The sequence below is a fragment of the Neisseria sp. S1 genome (assembly GCF_048060015.1).
In the GTDB taxonomy this organism is placed as follows: Bacteria; Pseudomonadota; Gammaproteobacteria; order Burkholderiales; family Neisseriaceae; genus Neisseria; species Neisseria arctica.
The window spans coordinates 1-17,955 of sequence record NZ_JBLUPI010000014.1; the positions used below are offsets into that span (position 1 = coordinate 1).

Consider the following 17,955-nt stretch of genomic DNA (forward strand, 5'->3'; position numbering starts at 1 on the left):
AAGGTTTGCTGGCAGCCAAAGAGAGCCAACAAGCACAGGCTTTGGTATATGGCAGTGGTCGCTTTGTGGGCTGGTTTGTGATTGAGCGTTTGGCTGAGCGCACGCTGATACAGGACGGACAAGGCCGCACGGCCGCGCGTGAGTTGGATGTTGAGTTGACCGAGTTTGTGGGCGACCCCAATAACCCGCTACCGACACCGGGCGTGATGAGCGGAGTACAAAATCCGCTGTTGGCATTGTTGCCTGAATCCGTGCAGGCTCAAGCATCGGATATCATGCAGGCGGTAAACAAAGGCGTACAGATTTATCGGGCGGCCGAAGACGGTATGTAAGACGGCGGCGGTTTTGTCATGATTTTGCATTTTTTTTGACATATAAAATGACAAAACAAACGCAATTTACAGACTATTAGAATTTAAACACCATATTGTCCTCATACTTTTTGTTTTTACCCATGCTTGCCTCAATACTTACATGGGTTAATCCATCAAATACCGCCCACTCGTCAGGGCGGTTATATTTTATAAAATCCAAATAATCCATAAACTCGCTGCGGGAGCTGCTGAAAAAGACGAAAGGCGGGCGAACCATGTGTACAAGACGTAAAAATTCAACCATGCCGAAGTAACTTGCATTCTTGTACATACTTTGCAACGTCGATACATACGGTGGATCAAGCACAAGTAGGGTATTTTTCTGCGATGTATATTGGGGCAACAAGGTTTGAAACGGTTGGGAAACAATCTCTAATCCTTTTAAATAGTTGTAGGCGTCAGGATAATCTGTTTGTCGAATACAGTTGTACATATGTTTGCCAAGAAACTCGGTCATTGTGCCGGCTTGATTACTGCTGAACAGCAACCAAGAGCGCAGACAACCTAAGTCTTTATAACCCTTAAATGCTTGGATGGCATTAACCACCTTAGACTTAGTTGCCTTGTCAATATGTTTATCGCGCGGATAGTCTGACAACAAATCTACGAGTATCTTACGCAGGCGGTTTGTGTCAGGAATATGGCGCAACCGTTCGGCATAGCCGTCGAAGTCGTTATAAATGACACGGGCTGCTGGCTTAACATGCTTGGCAATGTGAGCCAACAGCCCGCTACCGCCAAATGCATCCACAATTGTCCAACCAGCCCCATCGGCGGGGATATGGTTTAGAGCCTGTTTAAAATGCTTGATAAAGTTACGTTTCTGCCCAACGAACGGCAAAGGGGCTTTAGTGTAATGAGTCATAATCAGCAGGCACTCTTGACTGGCGCTCTGCCTTTTTTATTTAGTTAGATTAGTTAGAATGTTTTGATGAGCTTTTCGGCAATCCAGCGTGCGACTTGCGGGACAACGGCGTTTCCGGCACCCCGAGCCTCTGCAAAGTTGGCCGCATCCAGTCCTTTGCGAAGCCCATGATCTGTAACCGTTCTGCCCCGCTCAACCATCTTACCCCGTCCGTCCGAGACAGCGATGATATTGGAACCCGATACGTCGATGTTTGTCCCGGCCTCGAAACCTGCAAGTAACGTAAGGTGTGCTTGCGCCCAGAGGCTATCCTCTCTAGCCTTGCCAGATAACCGGTCAGCTGGTCCGGAGTCAGCCATAAACTCAATTGGTGGCCACTCTCCCAATCCAGCGACCATGAAAACGCGACGGTGTTTCGTGGGGACTCCGAAATAGCGAGCATCAAGCACTCGCCAATATCCCACATACCCGCATTTGGCAAGGGACTGGATAACTGTCTGAAAGTCTTTGCCATCGTTGCTATTGAGCAGCCCCGTGACGTTTTCAAGCACCAGCCACCGAGGTTTAAGGGTGTTGACGATGTGCATCGCATCGAAGAATAAGCCGGTGCGCTCTCCGGCAAGGCCGCGCCGCTTTCCTGCTGAGGAGACGTCTTGGCATGGGAATCCACCGATGATGACGTCGGTGCGCCACAGTTCTGGCAGGCAAGTCCGCACATCGGTAAATTGCTTGGCGTGCGGGAATCTGTCGGCGAGGACGGCACGGGGGACGTCGGCAATTTCGACTTGCCAGTCTGTTTTGAATCCGGCCTGCTCGAATCCGAGGTCGAAACCTCCGATCCCTGCAAAGAGGCTGCCGACTGTTGGTTTTGATGGTGCTTTTGCATCCATATTTTCCTTTCGCGTCGGCATTCTTTAAGATGCTCTGAAAATATGGCGCTCTAGGCACTCTATGAAATAATCAATTGAAAGTATTAACTGTTTTGCAGCGATTACACTTGATTTGCACATTGCCGCTACCTTTTGCCAAAAGCTTTTGGCAGCAGCGGCAACGCAGTTGTTGGTAATAAACCATGTCGCATTAACTCCGTTTGGGTTATCATTACCGCGCCTGTACAGGTGCGGCCTTGAAGTCAATGCAGGCTGTCTCTGCTTGGCTGGCGTGTCGGTGGTCGTGACACCGACACGTCGCCGCTCTCATTTAAATCTATAAATTATGAATCCTCCTTATTTAACATAGGCTTTGAACCACACACCGCGGAGGTCTGCCGCGTAGTTAGTGGCAACATCAAAACCTGTTTCGGTAACATTTTGAATATATTGAACTCTTGCGGCTGTCGAAACAATATCCAGTGTTATCTGCACACATGGACGTTTTGTGAACGCAGCCGGCCAAGGGCAAGTAACCAACCGCGCATTAGATAAAGGCTGCCCGCCGTTAAACTCCTCTAATTGCTGGCGGTTGTAATATCCCTCCTGAAATTCTTGGTAGCCAAGATTTTTTTTTAGCTGCTTGAACTCAGAAGCAATGCGGTCGCAAAGGCGGTCTATTTGTTGTTTTAAAGTCATTTCAATGCCTGCTCAAAGCGTGCAACAAAATCGGTGTTGGTGTCGCCTAAATTTAAGGTAGTTTCCACCGCAAGTTTTTGCTCCGGCGATAACGATTGGATTTCATCAATGCGCAATCTTTTACCAATTTGCTCAGCCATTGCCGCCGCCCCGCTTTTATCTTCTGCGATATAAGCGCCAACTTCTTTCAAGGTATCATAGGCTTCTTCCGCACCGTCTAAAATTTCAGCTTTAACTTCCTGTTTTGCTTGATTTTTAGCGGAATTAATCAGCTGTTCGGTTTTTTGGCTGGAATAAACGGTAGATTCAGATGCGGGTGCGGCATCATTAATGGCGACACTGCCGCCTGACGCAGCACTATCGATACGGGTTTTAAGTTCGTTGACCGCCTCTACCAAACTGCCTTTTTGATCAGTTTGTAGTGCTGACTTATGCCCGATGTCGCCCTTAATGGCTTTAAGCACTTCGCCAACTTTGTCGATAAACAGATTGATACGTTCGATTAATTTCATTTTTTTATCACTTATGACATGGCTAAAATAAGGCGGGCAACAAAATCGGGCGCATCATTTTCAGGCGTCCTGAAACTTTGTAGCCACGCCGTAAAGTCATCAAAGGTCTTACCTTGGTTTTCAGGTTGGGCTAGCCAAACCTTATATAAGTCGTCATCAAAACGCCGCTCGGCATGAGCGATATTGCCACGATAAACGCGGAAATTAACCAGCATAGCTAGTCCCCTTGATGATTTCGACAGTAATATCCCCGCTCATTTGCACAAGGCCGTCTGAAAGGCGGGTAAAGGTAACATCTGCAATATAAGCACCTTCTTTCAGAGCGGCCGACTGCTCGGCAGACATGGTCAGCAGCAGGCGGTTTTGCTCGGGGAACACATCCACGGCAAAAGCCGCTACCGCGTCATTGCCGAATTTCGGGCGGATATTGGCAAGGGCATCCACGCCTAAAAGGCCGGATATTCCGTAGTCGTCCAAAATATCGAACAGCAGCGTAATTTCGATTGTTTCGCCGCGTTTGAATGTTAAAGGCTTATTCATGTCGTGAGTTTACGTTGCCAAATTGCCTGATAATGGTTCATGGATTTCACTACACCACTACACCAACCACTACACTGGGATATCCGTAATCTGCAAATCAGGGGCTGCCCCAAGGATACGGCGACTGGTTATATCGTAAATTACTTGACTACCAATAGATGCATTACCGGTTAGCACTAAGTTTCGGCCGCCTGGAGTTTGAGCGGCAAAACTGCCGCCCCCCAAATCACCGGTGATTTTTGCCACTGCTTTAACTTGCTGATTTAATATCCCGTCCAGCTGCTTTAATAAGTTCATAGTTAGTTATCCAAGTAACAATCTATGGTTACGGTTTGATACACGACAGGTACATCACGCTCAACGGACACACCTAAAGATACGCCAGTAACCACGCCTTTCCACGCTCCGGATGGTTCATTCACCTGCCAAATCTGCCCCAATTTTGCACATGGCAATGCGTATTTTGCGCTAACCGGTAACTTAATTTGCTCAATTTTATGGGCTCCCGTGTCACTCAGGGCAGCGATACCGGCAGCACTTAATACCGGATTATCCGTGTACAACGGATGGGTTAATGCTGATGCCCTCGGTTCGCGGTTGCTGCCTTTACGGTATACATCCGCTGCCCGGCCTTTGTTGTGCTCAGCCCAAACCCATACGCCATTAGCTTTGGGCTTAACACGCTTACTGCCGCTCGCAGACAATATAACGCTTGCCGGCACAACTACATCCGGCTCGCTATTAACTACATCCCATGCGGCTACCGGCCATCTTGGTCGGATTGAGAAATAAGGCTTGTTTGGATGCGATTCCAAAAACCCGCCGGCGGCAGATGCGATATCGGCCAAAACGGCCACCGGCGATTTGTCACTGATACTGTACACATCAGCAGGTACCAGCCAATCAGGCACTAAAAAATGCTCAAGGGAATACCTCGAATATTTAAGTTGCTCCGCCGCGATTTGTTGTGCGTACATAGGTGATCTGTATGTACCGCTCCCAGCTTGAGCATAGGTATCCCCCATTCGTGCAGTTACGCTGCGGCCACTTACGGTATATGTTTTCTTGCCGAAAATCCGGTTATCCCGATATTCTTCAGCCATAAACACAAAACTATCGCCGTTAATATTAACTTTAATCAATGGCTCGTCACCTTTGGACGCATTAAGCATATCCAAAACGGTAAAATCATCCGGTGGCAATGTAATGCTGCCTTGCCAATAATAGCCATCCATGTCTGCCGTAAAATCGGCCGACAACAAATTTAAAGCTCTGCCATCCGACAAAGTAGCAGACACAACGTTGTTAATCATGTAGGCCCTCAAAACAGGTGTAAATGCCCGTTGGTAGCAATCAAAAGACAAAGGTAACGTGGCGGCATCATAAGCAATGCGCCGCCGCGTAAAATCTAAATTAAGCCTGTCCGATGGCGGACGTATACCGCAGACATAAGTGTTAGCCGGCACTTCCGGCTCAAGTTCGATTTCGTAATATTCACAGGGTATTGATAATGCAGGCAGATATGTATGCCTACGATCTCCACTCATATCAAGCTGAGCGGATATAGACGCCAAGGTATAGACACTAAAAGCAATTGAGGCCGACTGATGTGTATACACACAGTTTTTAATATTTGCCCCATCAAATAATGCCTCCACCGCTCCAGTAAGTAGTTTTTTTTTCCCACTGGTTAATGTTACACACCGGCTATGAGCCGATACATCGGACAAACAAAAATCATAATATGATTTAACCGTTTCGCTTTGGCTAAAAGTTGGCACTCGCTCATTAACATATCCAACCACACCGGATACGGTTGCTGCCCCGCAGCCCGATAATGGCAACACATCAACATTGACACCCTGATACTCGCGTAATGAGGATTGCTGTATCCATGTTGCATTAACAGACAAACTATCGGTTGTCACCGTACCTTGAGTCATAGACCAAGATGCAGATACTGATCTAAACCTAGGATCTATCGGTTTAGTTGGGTTTTCGGGCGCTGGCGGTTGATTATCCACATCACCGAGCGGATAGCCGAGTAATCGATCAAATGGTATCCGTAGCCGCGCAGCGTCTCTATCCGATCCGATAAGCGTCCCGAACGGTAACGGCAGCTTATCGTAAGTAAGCTTATCCGCCATCACCGTCGTCCGTGGCAACTACCGGCCTAACATAGTCATAAGCGACTGGTTCGTACTGCTTTGAGTAATCCAATGCTAGCACAATAAAATCCAAATTCGGATTGAGTCTTGTCATTTTCCAAGTGCCGTTCGGAGCTGACCAAACATATCGCCTCATTTTCATAGTTTTTTTATCTATCAGCACAATCTTTCGCCGTGCCGGTTTACCGCCGACCGTTACAATTCCGGGAGACACGCCGCCAATCAATCCTTTACCGCCAATAGCCAACTCGCTGGTAATTACATCACATGGACTTATAATGACCTTAGATACCATCCCACGCTACCTTATTAAAAAATAGAGTATCACCTGTTCCTCCATATCCAACTGCTGATTCGATAAAATTTTCCATATTAGGATATGTACAATCTTTCAGTGTTTTGCCCATACGTAAATTACATAGTAATACCCCTGGTAAGGTTCCATACAAATTACGGCTAGTCTTCAAATAAATATCAACCGCAGCTAATTGATCATCATTATTGAATAATGGCAGACCCCACTTTTTATCGGCAGATCCATAAATGGTTGTCAAATTAGCTTCTTTTTCTAATGATGAAAAAAAAGCACGGAAACAAGAAATACCATAGGATGAGTTATCGAACCCATACACAGATCCGGATCCTGATTTAACTAAAATGACACTATCATAGAAAGATTGAACGTACGTTGGGATGTCTCCAAAATAAATCCATCCTCCACAAATTGAAGCGAATCTTTTATCAGTAGACCCAAATAACAATACAAAAGCTTTTTCATGTCCTATTAATATCCACGGAGTGTTTTCGTTACCACGAGAAATCGCAGTCCAATAATCATAATACTGGGCTTCACTACCTAAACCGTATTGGGTTTCCCAGCTATCAAGTGATGTCATATTGACTTTAACTGAAACGTGCGCATTATTTTCTTGGACAGAATGATCCACGTATAAATAATGCTGTTTACTCGTAGGATCTGCACTTTTAAATGCAGATTTATTTTCTGCTTCAAATGCTAGCTCCCATCCTAGTGGGGAGTTAGTGCCATATCCTGTGACCAAGCATGCCTTAAGCACGACGTTTAACGACCCTAATTGCCTTGTCAACTGAGGTGCACCCTCATCTGTACTACGGTATACACTAACAGGGATTTTTCTAAGTCCGTCAATCATTTAACTCTCCACAATCGTATTGCCGCGCAAACAAGCACTAAATCCATCACGCTGGCTTTGTTTTATCGGGCTGGGCTGGACAGCCCTTAAAATCCAAACGGGCAGCTGCGTGCCAAATGTGTTGAATCGGATACAGTTACCGCGGCTCCATCCGCCCCCGAAAGCTAGATGAGGTAACGTGAAATAGGGCTTATTGGTAGCAGGGTTAACCGGTGCCAGCGGCGATAAAATATCACCCTTGGCTACCAAACCAAGCCGTTCTCCATACAGCTCAAATTGGCTGTCGCTAACAAATACAATCAACCAACGCTCTGTTACGGCTCCAGCACTCGTTAGCTTGATCGGATAATCTTTGACGTTCAGCCGGGCCAGGATTTCATCGCCGCTGATCGTGTCGCGCCAAATCCTATCCCATGCCTGTTGACTAAATGGCTCGGTGTAACGCACCAATAAATCCCCACCGATTACCGCACTAGACACATAGGTATTATCGGCAGGGTAATCACGTCCAAGTCCGAATTGGAGTTTCAGACGGCCTGAAATATCGGCCCCAACAACACGGTTTTCTTCTTCCCATGCTTGTTCCGCCGACAACGGCATTTGGTACTCTGACAAATTGAGTGGCTCGGCAAAAGTGATGGTGCCTGCTTTGAGATCGGTACTATATTTATCGGATAAAACATGTTTTCCGTTGGCATCCAGCAAGCATAACCGGTCAATATTTTTACGTTGTAGCTCCATTGCTTGCCCGCCCGTAAAAGCGCTACCCAAATCCTGTTTGAGCTTATTGCCGATTACTACCATATCCCCCTTGCGGAATATGGGCACACGGCCATCCGGCGGCAGGCGTACGGCATCAATACCAATAATGCTCGAATCAAGCGGGATATTATTTTGAGTGACCATGTTATAACGCAGATCTAACGGGTTAAATCCAGCCTCGGATTTGATTTGATATGCTCCGGTTTCATAATCGATTTTGCCATCAAAATCACCGCTAATTACTCCGGCCTCATCGGCAGTAGCACTTTTCGCACTTTCTCCTTTGCCGCTATACACGGTAAAGCTCTCAGGTTTAACCGGAGCGGCTGGAGCACGGCCACTGTAGCTATACATAACCGGCAAAGTAGACGCCACTATGCCGCCTGTAATTTTTAGGTCACTATAATCCCCCTCGACATCAGATATTTTTACGGCTCCGGTGGCGGAATCCAAAGTACCTATAACAGCGCCTATGCCGGTACGATGGTTAAAGTCTTTGTAGAGCACTCCGCCACGCTCAATAATGGCGACGTTGCCCGCCATGAATGACCAGGTATCCAATACGGCTTTTTCGCCGTAATATTGGCCCGACAGGACTGTAAGCATCCAACTCCCGCCGTTGCTGTTACCGGATACGGGTTCCGTAGCAGGCGAGTTGATGTAATAAGGATTAAGCTTGCCAAGCTCTAACGTGTATTCTGTGATTTTGTACATTTCGGCCACAAAATCCAGCGCTTCCGCGCCCACGGTAATTGTGTGCTTGCCGCTCCGATAACTTTGCACATCCAGCTTAACGGCCGAATTAGGCAATACCAAATTACCATCGGCATAGTTAATAGATGCGCCACTTAGTTTTTTACCGGCTAATAACAGTCCACCGGCGCCATCGTCGCAGATTCTTAACCATGTACCGGTGGATGCGTATTTTGTAACCACAGGCCACAACTCTTTAGGCAGATAGGGCCAACCGTCGGGAGATGATGCCAGCCAACCTGGAACGCCTGAAACTGACACCTCGGCCCAGACATACAGCACAACGGTACCGGGTTGGCAGGCTCCGATTTTCACCCCCTCAAAACCGTTTCCGTTAGCTTGGAAATCCCCGCGTAACACGTGCTCGCCGACATATCGTTTGGCGGTAAACGATACCGCTGCTGCGGGTGCGCCCGCAGGGATGCGAACCAAACCGGCTTGATAATCGATTTCCCCCGCCACATTACCTGTTAACCCCCGCCGTCCGTCATCACTCGCAGCACCACCCGACCAAGACAAATTGACTGATCCAGGCTTGATAAATGGTTGGGGAGCAGCCGGATAAACCGCATCTTTGCTGACACTTGTCGCAACCGACGCACTGCCGGCAGCCTTCGCATCAAAAGTTTTAAAAGCATCTGATGCAGCCCATGAAAAAATAATACGTGAGCCGACATCCGGCACTGCCGGCAGCGACAATATGACCGACCCGCTGCTTTCGACAGATCCGCACGGCGCCCCCGTGTCATCTCTTAAAATTAAGTCGCCATAGTCACGTAACTCGTACCATGATCCGTAGCTCATATACGATACAACTACCGATCCACGCGTCGGTGCGGGCTTAAGCAATGGGGCCCATTGTTGGCCTTGATTAGTATCTTTAACGTTGATATGGGCCGAATAACAAGCGGCCGATATTTTGGCGCCAGGCACACCATAAATTGCCGATACATAGGTTGATGGCATGTTTTTAATCAAGCCGCGCTCGTAATCCACTTGCAAGACAGCATCACCCTTAATCAATTGGCCAACGGCATTATCGGTATATCCGGCAAGCTCAATCGTACCCGGCACAACCGGTTGGGCGAGATACACATCACCGCTTACCGAACCACTACCGCTATACATGACACGGCGCGGGGCAGAGGCCACCCACACCGACGACATGACCGGGTGAGTATCCGCATGCGCAGTCTCCACCGCGCTGGTTGGCACTAACTTTTCAAAAATCGTATCGACTTTAATTTCGGCATCGCCTTTTTTAGCCGGCATCGCCAACGGGCGGACACCGTAATAACTGGCCGAGTCCGCAACTTGCGTTTCGAGGATTTTAGTTTTTTTGTTGTCGGCATAACCAATAACCGGATAATCAACCCCCTCATAGTCATGTGACAATGGACCAGAGATATTCATTTTTAATACCCTACGGTTAAACTCCACTACCTCACCGCTTGGACGCACATACTCAAATGTACGGATTTCGTGGTCCAGGTCCATAACCCTGAAATATTGTTGTCGGGTAATATTTTCGGCCCCCTTGCGATCCGAATAAAACAAACAGTAACGCTCACCGATTTTCGGTAGAGGCGCCTCCACTCTCTGGTATGCCTGTATAATGCGGATGCCTGCCAAGTGGCGGCCCATTAATGTCATACGGCTCTCAATTGTCGGCACGCTGTACGCTTCTATCCGCGGCATAATTTCTGCGCGCAGCTCGCCATAATTGCGCGCTTTAAATACTAAAAAAGACACATTGCCAGCCTCAGGCGGAACCGAAATGACAAAATGACTGCCATATAACGGCTCGGCATCGTTACGCAGCACGGCGGGGTAGACAAGGCGCGCATCGAAACTCCCCATTGTCCGGTCAACATCGGACACGGGCGGAAACAACTCATTGTCTGCGCCCGTAAGAGGGGTGCCGACCATCAAACCGCCGCCATCATCGGTATCAGTTAAGCGTTGGCTAGGGTAGATTTGCAAATCCTGCTGGGTAAGTCTGGTTGTTTTTGCCATGTTTTAAAATCCGGTTAAATCGTCATCAAATTAATCGTTGCAGTATATTTGTCACTACCTGTCTCGGGAGTTGCAAACATCACAGGTGCCAGATTAGCCGCCCAACTATCGTGTAAGCGGAAAACCACTGTAAATTCCCGGCCGTCATAATGCTGCAAAGTCATCTCCAGTTCGGGGATATCCGTCCAGTCTCGCAGGGTAAGCAGCTTATCGCGGTCAATCCAAATACCTTCGCCGTTCAGGGTAATAGGGCGGCCATTTAGCTTGACTCCCTGCTGTATAACCAGCCCGCCCGATAGTGTCCGTTGCGGCTCAGCTTGAGCGACGCGGCTCCAATCAAATTCGTCGCTCCACCGCATATCTTGGGGTAACTCAATACGCGCCCCGTTGTCATTACGTTTTAACTGCCAATAATCGTTTGCCATCTTAAAACTCCTTTACCTCATGATAAAAAAATCCCCGCACGGGGCGGGGGATAAGGGCTTCACTCGGTCCGGTTGAGTGGGATTTTTTTTAGGCTGCCTAACTCATACGAGCAAGGCCGTCTTGCAATTTATTTAAAAATTCTTGCCCGAATTTTTCAACGACCTTAGCATCTCGGGCTGCTAATACTGACTCCAGTTGATTAATGACGCCATCGGCAGCATTACCAAGCCCTTCAAGTTTTAAATTATCTACATTGGTAATATCTAAGCGGCTGCTGCCATTTTGGTTATTCGCCGCCGCTTCTCGCTGCCTTTTCTCTTCTTCGGCTTTTTCGCGCTGGCGTTGCGCTTTCTGGCGCGCGTATAGCGCCTCTTGGGCTTGAGCCGCACGCGCCCATTCGCTGGCAACCTCTCCTTGGCCGTTATTGAACGCAGCCTGCTGCTTGGCTCTTAATTCGGCTAATTTCCGTTGCTGCTGCAAGGCATAGCCCGCTTCTTCGTCGCCGTTGATGGCGGCCAGCTCCGCTTCGATCGACAACCGGGCATCCGTAGCCTCGTCTTTAAGCTGTACCAGTTTTTGTCGCGCCGCTTCGATGGAGTTTCGAAAGTTTCGCAAAGATGCCGCATCCAACTTATCGGCAGCCTCACCCGCTACCGTGGTCGCACGGATAAGATGAGTCATATTAACCGTACCGTTTGAAATGGCAGCGTTTAACTCCTCTTGCGCGAGGTTGGCTTCTTTGATGGAGTTTAAAAACTGGTCGGCATAAGCACGCCAACCATTACGCAAAAAGTGTGTGCCTTTTTCCGTCAAGCCGTGTAGCAAATTGTTATAGCGTACAAACTCTTCGCGCGTCAGCTTGACTACACCGTAGGTGCTACTTATACCTTGATGCAAGGCATTGACTTTTCGGGTTGCCGTTTCCGATGCCCCGCCCACCTTCTGCATACCGTTGGCTAACTCTTGATTTGACTGGCCGGCATTTTGGGCGGCCCGCGCATGATTATCGGCTGCCGCTGCCGCTTTGTTGTGTGCATTTGCCGCCGCATCACCCGCTTTGGCCGATTGCGTCTCAATTTCTGCCGTTCGCTGTTTAACTTGAGCTAACACCTGATCATATTGAGCTGCCGTAATCGTACCCGCCTCAAATGCAGCTTTAGCCTCGGCTGCCACTCGACTCAAATCGGTGGCAGCGGCAGCCGATTTAATGGATTGGGCCATTGCGTCATAAGCCGTTTTAGCGCCTGTAGCCCCTTCTTTTGCCGCATCGTTTAACCGCTGGATTTGCTCTCTGGTTAATGCCGCCGCATCGCCGCTTTTTTGTAATTGTGCGCGAAACGCCTCAAACTCGGCACGGCTTTGCAGTTTGCCCATCATCTGTTCAAAACCGTTGCGGATTAGGCGGGCATCTTCAATTCCTGCTTCTTTGGCTGCCGCTGATGCTGCCTGCCAATCGGCAAACGCTTCTTTCGCCTTACTGCTGATGCCTGTTGTGGCCGCATCAACATCAACACCGATCTTGGCAAAGGCTTCCGCCACTTTAGCGGCACTATCGGGAGCTTTCTCGCCGATTTTGGCAATCTCTTCGGCAGTTAACCCGGCCTGCTTACCCACACCTTCTAGGCGTTTTCTTAGAGCCTCAACTGCTTCGGGGCTATCCATCTTCGACAAGGCGGCCTGAAATATCCGCGCCATTTGCTCGCTGTTATGCCCGAACTGCACCGCCGCTTTGTCAAAAGCGGCCAAGCCCTTTTCCGCTTCCTCGCTGATTCCGCTTGCCACTTGCCCGGCGGTTAAGCCTAAATCTTTAAGCGCGTTTTTAGCAGCTGCAATGGCACCGGTATCAAATTCAAAATCTGTACCCGCCTTGTTTAATTCGGCGTTTAACTTTTCCATTTCTGCCCGCAAACCGTCTGCCTGCATAGCGAGCTGATCATAAATTACTCCGCTGCCCAAACCCTCAGACTGCAACACCTTCATAGATGCGATCACCGCATCATGTTCGGCTTTTAGATTGCGGTATTGTTGCTGCATGGCTGAGATACGGGCAGATTCTGCCGCCTCTGCCTTGGCATCGGCTTCCGCCCGCTCCGCCTTAGCTTTGGCCGCCGCTTTTTCTGCTTCGGCCAACTCGCGGGCAGCTTGGGCTGATGTTTTGAAATACTTAGATACATCATCAAACGTGCGGTCAGTGAAAATAGCATCTACATACGCTAAAACTCGCCCCAACTCGTCGCCTAAAGCCCTAACGGTCGAGGAATTTTGATAAGCCCAATCGCCGATGCTCGCCCCGGTGCTTAATGCCATGCCTATCCCGGCCGCCGCCTGAGCTACCTGCACCAGCTTATCTTTTAGGCTGGATGCCGCATTTTTTAAAATATCAAGATCGCGGGCAGAGGTTTTGCCCAATTCGGTGTTTAATGCAGCCGCGGCAACTTTTGCGCCCAAAAGTTGAGTGGAAAATTTCTTGGCACCGATCTCCGCCTGCAACATACTTTTAACAGATGTTGCGCCGGTTAAACGGGTAATGGCTTCGAGCGCCTGCATGCCAACGCGCAAGCCTGCATACATAACCGCCAGCTGGGTCAAAACGGGGAAATGCTCCGCTACTGCGCCAACCGTATCAGCCACACGCGCAGCGCCTGAAGCAACGGCAGAAATGGCGGGCAGCATGGCTTCGCCGATAGTGGCGGCCGCTGCCTGAAAAGATGCTTTTGCCTGATTCAAACGGCCTTCCGCGGTGTCCATTGCCGCCGCAAATTCGGCTTGCATCGCACCAACCGTTTTTGCCTTGTCAGCAACCAAGCCCAAAGCCTTTTCATACTCTCCGAGCGAACCGACTAACAACGCAATGTCATCGCTATATTCGGTGCCGAACAAATCAGACAGCACGAGGGCGCGGCTCTGTTTGTCGAGCTGTTGCAGCTTGCTTAAAAACTCACTTAAGGCTTTTTGCGGATTGGCCGCAATACTCGCCGCCATATCATCAGCCGACAAGCCGATCTCGTTTAAGGCCGCCTGAAAATCCTTGCCCTGAGATTGCGCGGTCTGCAATTTTTGCAGCAACGCATTAATGGCCGTTGCCGCCACTTCGGGCGGTTTACCCAAAGCGATAAACGCGCCGGACAAAGCAGCCGCTTCTTCCGCCGCCAAACCAAACTGCTTGGCCGTACCGCCAATACGGGTCATAGCGGCAACAATATCTTTTTCGCGAGCGGCAGTGTTGTTACCTAACGTGTTGACCGCATCGCCCAACCGTTCCACTTCTTCAATCGGCAATTGGAATACGTTGGCAATAGTAGCCGCCGCATCGCCAGCTTCTTGGGCCGATATGCCAAATGCTAATGACATTTTGGCGGCCATCTCGGTAAACTCGGGCAGCCTTTCCAACGCAATGCCCAACTGTCCGCCTTGTGCGGCAATTTCCGCCAACTGCTCGGGGACGATACCCAACTCGCCCGCCATGCGTTTGATTTCGCCGGATAACTCCGATATTTGTTCAGGCGTGCCGTCCACCACTTTTTTCACGCCCGCCATTGCGGCCTCGAACTTGACTGCTTCGCGTCCGACATAGGCCAAGCCGCCAGCTTTGGTAACCACGCCCTGTAACTCGTCGGCAACATCCGCCAACGTAGGACGCAGATCGCTTAAACTGCGCTCTATTTTATAAACCTTGTCGCGTTGCAGTTCCGCCGCCCGGGCCAGTTCGGCATGGCTTAGTGTGCCGCTGTTTTTTAACGTCTCGTAAGCCTGCTGGGTTTTTTCGATTTCCCTGCGGGCTTTATCGTCTGCGTCAAGCCCCAATTGAATGCGGGCATCGGCAATAGCCTTGAGCTCCTGCGCTTCGGCGGCGAGTTTGTCCATTTTAACGGCGGCTGCCGATGCTTCCGTTGCCAGCCGTTGCTCGTCGGCTGCAAGGTTTTTAACCGACACACCCGCCGCAGTCATGGCATTGCGGGAGTCACGCACTTTTTCAGCAAGCTCGGTTTCTTTTTTGGCGAGCTTTTCCATTTCCGATCGCAGTTTTGCCACCGCCTCTTTTTGCTCGGCGGTTGCTCCGTCTTTCATGTTCTCATGTAGCCGGTCAAGCAGGGTGTCGGCCTCTTTCATGGCGCGGCCTGTTTCCTCAAGCTCTTTTTCCAAAGCCTTGTACTGCTCGATTAATGCCTGCTGCTGCGACGTTTTCGCAAATGTCTCATGCAGCTTTTGCGCTTCTTCCGACAATTTGGCCGTATCAAGCCCTGCGGCCTGAATTTCTTCCGCAAGTGTCTTAATCTGTTCCGCGCCGTCCACGCCCGCCGTAATGCGGATGCCGGCCTGAAGCTCTGCCGATGCCATATTGATAAACCTTTATATTTAAGTTATATTAATCCATAATTATTGATAAGAGATCTCACCGGCATACCGGAAATCATTCATTACAACGGGACGGGGGCTGCTATGGAATTATTATTATTGCTGCTATTTTGCGCGGGGCTACTGACTAATTCGGGCCGATACCGTGTTCCGGCTGCCGCCAAAGGCACCCCGATATCTCTATTCGCCAAGTTGCCGTTTTATGCTGCTGCCGTTGTAGTTGGATTTCTGATTTTTTCGGTTATCACCGCTCTGTTAAACGCATGACAAAAAATCCGCAAAACAACAAAAAGGCCGTCTGTTATATCAGACGGCCTTTATCATTGACACCCAACTTAATTGCCAAAGTTGGAGAAGTAATAAGTTGATGTTTGGCCTTCGGCCAGCACCGCCGTACCCTTAAAGGCAGCTTCCGCGAAGTCGTCGCCGAACCAGTCGATATCGCCATCGGCCGCAAGCACGGCATGCGGGATATGCAACACGCCGGCCTCGCCGGTGATGCGGTTTTTGCCGTCAACCCAAATTTCCAGATCCAAGCGGCTCAATGCACCTGCGCTAATTTTGAAACCGCCAGCAGCGCGGGTTTTATAGCTCACTTTGATGTCTTCATTGTCGTTTACGTTGTCAGCAGACGGATCAATTTCAATCAGGCCGACATTGGCGTTGAATTTAACCTTTTCTGCGGCCACGTTTTGGTCTGTCTTGTTTTTAACCTTAATCGTGGTCGGATCAATGTTTTCGTGCGGCAACTTATAGCCTTGGCCTTTTTTGCCGATATGGATTACGGTATCTGATACCGTTTCGGCCCGGGCTTCGATCACAGCCGCCTCGCCCATTAAGGCCATTGCCAAGTTATTTTTGTCAAGAGTATCTAATTTCAAACCGACCTCGGTTGGTTTTTGAGTCACCAAGCTATCCAACGCTTGGCCGTAAGTACCTTTGCGCTTACTGGTACGCTCTTTACTTTCGGTCGATGACGCGGTGGTTAACGATGTGGTATTGCCGACATCATAAATGCCGCCATCAGCGATATTGCGGTTGCGTACCTTAACGTCGCCCTCAAAAATCAGGCCGTGGTCAGCGGTGCGGTTGATAGGCATATTTAGTCCTTTCTTAACTCAATAGCTACTGCGGTCTCAAACCGCAGAGGGAAAAATGCAAAGCCTTCGTGGTAGGCAATCGGTAGGGCGGCTCGCGCGGTAAACGGCTCAAGCGTGAGCTTCTGCCCGTTTTCGCCGCAAGGATCGAAACCCTGAAATGCCGATTTAATGGCGGTAATGGTTTCGCCCACGCCGTCTGCGCCGTATTGTAGGCGGCTGGGATTGTATTGACGCTTGGCTAAAATAAAGCTAAAGCTCAAACGCTCGCGCAACAGCCCTTTATTTAGAGCCGTGCCATCCGGCGTGAAACCGTCAAACACCACATAAACCGCTCCGTCTTGCGGCTTGATTTTGCGGTCTGACGTTACCGCCTCCAAATCTGTGGCCTCAAATACTGCGCTTACCCCGGGTACTTGCTGCATGCGCTCTAAAATGGCGGGGTAACAAGCCAGCATGTTTTGATACATAGGCAGTTTTGCCATGACTACTTACTCCAAATAGTTTGCAGCCACTCGCCCAACGATTCGCGGATGTCGCTGCGGTCTTGGTCGCTCAAGCCAAAAATTTCGCGCGCGTCCATTTTGGCGGTACCGGTTTGCAGATAACCTGCATATACCCGATCGGTGCCTACCACGGCCATACTTTCAGTCGCATGACTTGTAATACTTCTCAACAAGTCACCGTGGTCAACCAAGATAGAGCCGCGCGTTTTACCGTTTTTCCCGGTCTTCGCACGCAGCGTCCATGCCGATAAATCAGCCCACTTGCTGCCATCGGGTGCCGTTTTGGTTTCAAACCGCTTACGGGTGCTGTTTTCCAACAGTGCGGCCACGGCATCTAAAGGCTGTTTTAAATCCCCGTTTAAACGCAGATACAACGTATCTAAATGCGCTTGCAGTTCGGGCAGCCGGGTATCAACCGTTAATCTCATGCCATTGCTCCACCGTGTTGGGTCTCACCGCATACATGGCATCGGAAGCCTTGTCTGCCGGCTGGGTTGTATCCAAACCCAGCAGACGCGGCTCCTTAACCAATGATTTAAGCCAGTCGATAGCCGCCTTGTACCGCTTCTCGACAATCTCAATATCGCCGTCCTCATGCAGGTAGTAACGTGCAATATCACACACCTTCAGCACCAGCACGCGGGGCGTCTCCACACCATCAAGACTTTTATACCCGGCGGCGGCCAGATAACTGCCCGCCTCGGCTTGCGCGTCTGCGATTGCCCGATCCAATACTTCGACGTTCACGGTTTTGCCGTAATCATGGTCGGTAAGTGCGGCGATTTCTCTTTCGGAAAATCGCAAAATCATATCTTCACGGGTAATCAGCATTTCAGACGG

General features: G+C 49.6%; 19 protein-coding genes and 1 pseudogene. 2 read left to right on the plus strand and 18 right to left on the minus strand.

All coding sequences use genetic code 11. The annotated features are described in order from the left end of the window. Positions 1-329, plus strand: a pseudogene (locus ACEPPX_RS09990) (phage tail protein); the annotation flags it as partial. Between the two features lie 79 nt (positions 330-408). Here the strand turns inward: ACEPPX_RS09990 and ACEPPX_RS09995 are convergent. The 14 genes from ACEPPX_RS09995 to ACEPPX_RS10060 all read right to left on the minus strand — a co-directional run bounded on the left by ACEPPX_RS09995 (position 409) and on the right by ACEPPX_RS10060 (position 15,494). After that, on the minus strand, positions 409-1,245 hold the full coding sequence (locus ACEPPX_RS09995) for a hypothetical protein (protein ID WP_416623958.1): 837 nt from the start codon (positions 1,243-1,245) through the stop codon (positions 409-411). A gap of 47 nt (positions 1,246-1,292) precedes the next feature. After that, positions 1,293-2,129 carry a DNA cytosine methyltransferase gene (locus tag ACEPPX_RS10000; protein WP_416623895.1) on the minus strand — a complete coding sequence of 279 codons (837 nt, stop codon included), beginning with the start codon at positions 2,127-2,129 and terminating at the stop codon, positions 1,293-1,295. A 70-nt stretch (positions 2,130-2,199) separates the two neighbouring features. Next, a complete protein-coding gene (locus ACEPPX_RS10005; protein ID WP_416623896.1) occupies positions 2,200-2,313 on the minus strand; it encodes a zinc finger domain-containing protein in 114 nt (37 codons plus the stop codon). A 152-nt stretch (positions 2,314-2,465) separates the two neighbouring features. After that, positions 2,466-2,807 (minus strand): hypothetical protein, encoded by a 342-nt coding sequence (locus tag ACEPPX_RS10010; protein WP_416623897.1) that lies wholly within the window; start codon positions 2,805-2,807, stop codon positions 2,466-2,468. Beyond that, entirely contained in the window at positions 2,804-3,319 is a 516-nt protein-coding gene (locus ACEPPX_RS10015) for a hypothetical protein (protein ID WP_416623898.1), read from the minus strand. The genes ACEPPX_RS10010 and ACEPPX_RS10015 overlap by 4 nt, the downstream gene beginning before the upstream one ends. Positions 3,320-3,330: 11 nt before the next feature. After that, positions 3,331-3,534, minus strand: coding sequence for a hypothetical protein (locus ACEPPX_RS10020; RefSeq protein WP_416623900.1), 204 nt, complete (start codon positions 3,532-3,534; stop codon positions 3,331-3,333). Then, a complete protein-coding gene (locus ACEPPX_RS10025; protein ID WP_416623901.1) occupies positions 3,524-3,859 on the minus strand; it encodes a hypothetical protein in 336 nt (111 codons plus the stop codon). Before ACEPPX_RS10025 ends, ACEPPX_RS10020 begins: the two co-directional genes overlap by 11 nt. A 69-nt stretch (positions 3,860-3,928) precedes the next feature. After that, on the minus strand, positions 3,929-4,156 hold the full coding sequence (locus ACEPPX_RS10030) for a hypothetical protein (protein WP_416623902.1): 228 nt from the start codon (positions 4,154-4,156) through the stop codon (positions 3,929-3,931). 2 nt (positions 4,157-4,158) lie between these two features. Continuing rightward, positions 4,159-6,006, minus strand: coding sequence for a hypothetical protein (locus tag ACEPPX_RS10035; RefSeq protein ID WP_416623903.1), 1,848 nt, complete (start codon positions 6,004-6,006; stop codon positions 4,159-4,161). Continuing rightward, entirely contained in the window at positions 5,996-6,322 is a 327-nt protein-coding gene (locus tag ACEPPX_RS10040) for a hypothetical protein (RefSeq protein ID WP_416623904.1), read from the minus strand. The genes ACEPPX_RS10035 and ACEPPX_RS10040 overlap by 11 nt, the downstream gene beginning before the upstream one ends. Then, the gene (locus ACEPPX_RS10045; protein WP_416623905.1) at positions 6,312-7,199 is read right to left on the minus strand and encodes a hypothetical protein; all 888 of its coding nucleotides are present in this window, start codon (positions 7,197-7,199) and stop codon (positions 6,312-6,314) included. The genes ACEPPX_RS10040 and ACEPPX_RS10045 overlap by 11 nt, the downstream gene beginning before the upstream one ends. After that, on the minus strand, positions 7,200-10,730 hold the full coding sequence (locus ACEPPX_RS10050; protein WP_416623906.1) for a hypothetical protein: 3,531 nt from the start codon (positions 10,728-10,730) through the stop codon (positions 7,200-7,202). 14 nt (positions 10,731-10,744) lie between these two features. Next, positions 10,745-11,155, minus strand: a complete 411-nt coding sequence (locus ACEPPX_RS10055) for a hypothetical protein (protein WP_416623907.1) — start codon at positions 11,153-11,155, stop codon at positions 10,745-10,747. Between the two features lie 97 nt (positions 11,156-11,252). Then, a complete protein-coding gene (locus ACEPPX_RS10060) occupies positions 11,253-15,494 on the minus strand; it encodes a phage tail tape measure protein (protein ID WP_416623908.1) in 4,242 nt (1,413 codons plus the stop codon). A gap of 102 nt (positions 15,495-15,596) precedes the next feature. On the opposite strand from ACEPPX_RS10060, the gene ACEPPX_RS10065 reads away from it, so the two are divergent. After that, positions 15,597-15,779: a hypothetical protein gene (locus ACEPPX_RS10065; RefSeq protein ID WP_416623909.1), complete on the plus strand. Its 183-nt coding sequence runs from the start codon at positions 15,597-15,599 to the stop codon at positions 15,777-15,779. 68 nt (positions 15,780-15,847) lie between these two features. Here the strand turns inward: ACEPPX_RS10065 and ACEPPX_RS10070 are convergent, their stop codons facing one another. Genes ACEPPX_RS10070 through ACEPPX_RS10085 form a run of 4 tightly spaced genes read right to left on the minus strand, consistent with a single transcriptional unit; the run spans position 15,848 to position 17,946 of the window. Beyond that, entirely contained in the window at positions 15,848-16,612 is a 765-nt protein-coding gene (locus tag ACEPPX_RS10070) for a hypothetical protein (RefSeq protein ID WP_416623910.1), read from the minus strand. Between the two features lie 2 nt (positions 16,613-16,614). Further along, positions 16,615-17,094: a hypothetical protein gene (locus tag ACEPPX_RS10075; RefSeq protein ID WP_416623911.1), complete on the minus strand. Its 480-nt coding sequence runs from the start codon at positions 17,092-17,094 to the stop codon at positions 16,615-16,617. Positions 17,095-17,096: 2 nt separating this feature from the next. Then, positions 17,097-17,543 carry a phage virion morphogenesis protein gene (locus tag ACEPPX_RS10080; RefSeq protein WP_416623912.1) on the minus strand — a complete coding sequence of 149 codons (447 nt, stop codon included), beginning with the start codon at positions 17,541-17,543 and terminating at the stop codon, positions 17,097-17,099. Further along, positions 17,527-17,946 carry a phage protein Gp36 family protein gene (locus tag ACEPPX_RS10085; RefSeq protein ID WP_416623913.1) on the minus strand — a complete coding sequence of 140 codons (420 nt, stop codon included), beginning with the start codon at positions 17,944-17,946 and terminating at the stop codon, positions 17,527-17,529. The genes ACEPPX_RS10080 and ACEPPX_RS10085 overlap by 17 nt, the downstream gene beginning before the upstream one ends. Positions 17,947-17,955 lie beyond the last annotated feature (9 nt).

Bases quoted from the DNA above. Each gene is read 5' to 3' on its own strand.
- ACEPPX_RS10025 (WP_416623901.1), bottom strand. From the start codon at position 3,859: ATGAATAAGCCTTTAACATTCAAACGCGGCGAAACAATCGAAATTACG.
- ACEPPX_RS10045 (WP_416623905.1), bottom strand. From the start codon at position 7,199: ATGATTGACGGACTTAGAAAAATCCCTGTTAGTGTATACCGTAGTACA.
- ACEPPX_RS10040 (WP_416623904.1), bottom strand. From the start codon at position 6,322: ATGGTATCTAAGGTCATTATAAGTCCATGTGATGTAATTACCAGCGAG.
- ACEPPX_RS10020 (WP_416623900.1), bottom strand. From the start codon at position 3,534: ATGCTGGTTAATTTCCGCGTTTATCGTGGCAATATCGCTCATGCCGAG.
- ACEPPX_RS10000 (WP_416623895.1), bottom strand. From the start codon at position 2,129: ATGGATGCAAAAGCACCATCAAAACCAACAGTCGGCAGCCTCTTTGCA.
- ACEPPX_RS10015 (WP_416623898.1), bottom strand. From the start codon at position 3,319: ATGAAATTAATCGAACGTATCAATCTGTTTATCGACAAAGTTGGCGAA.
- ACEPPX_RS10050 (WP_416623906.1), bottom strand. From the start codon at position 10,730: ATGGCAAAAACAACCAGACTTACCCAGCAGGATTTGCAAATCTACCCT.
- ACEPPX_RS10005 (WP_416623896.1), bottom strand. From the start codon at position 2,313: ATGGTTTATTACCAACAACTGCGTTGCCGCTGCTGCCAAAAGCTTTTG.
- ACEPPX_RS10070 (WP_416623910.1), bottom strand. From the start codon at position 16,612: ATGCCTATCAACCGCACCGCTGACCACGGCCTGATTTTTGAGGGCGAC.
- ACEPPX_RS10060 (WP_416623908.1), bottom strand. From the start codon at position 15,494: ATGGCATCGGCAGAGCTTCAGGCCGGCATCCGCATTACGGCGGGCGTG.
- ACEPPX_RS10065 (WP_416623909.1), top strand. From the start codon at position 15,597: ATGGAATTATTATTATTGCTGCTATTTTGCGCGGGGCTACTGACTAAT.
- ACEPPX_RS10030 (WP_416623902.1), bottom strand. From the start codon at position 4,156: ATGAACTTATTAAAGCAGCTGGACGGGATATTAAATCAGCAAGTTAAA.
- ACEPPX_RS10010 (WP_416623897.1), bottom strand. From the start codon at position 2,807: ATGACTTTAAAACAACAAATAGACCGCCTTTGCGACCGCATTGCTTCT.
- ACEPPX_RS10075 (WP_416623911.1), bottom strand. From the start codon at position 17,094: ATGGCAAAACTGCCTATGTATCAAAACATGCTGGCTTGTTACCCCGCC.
- ACEPPX_RS10080 (WP_416623912.1), bottom strand. From the start codon at position 17,543: ATGAGATTAACGGTTGATACCCGGCTGCCCGAACTGCAAGCGCATTTA.
- ACEPPX_RS10085 (WP_416623913.1), bottom strand. From the start codon at position 17,946: ATGCTGATTACCCGTGAAGATATGATTTTGCGATTTTCCGAAAGAGAA.
- ACEPPX_RS10035 (WP_416623903.1), bottom strand. From the start codon at position 6,006: ATGGCGGATAAGCTTACTTACGATAAGCTGCCGTTACCGTTCGGGACG.
- ACEPPX_RS10055 (WP_416623907.1), bottom strand. From the start codon at position 11,155: ATGGCAAACGATTATTGGCAGTTAAAACGTAATGACAACGGGGCGCGT.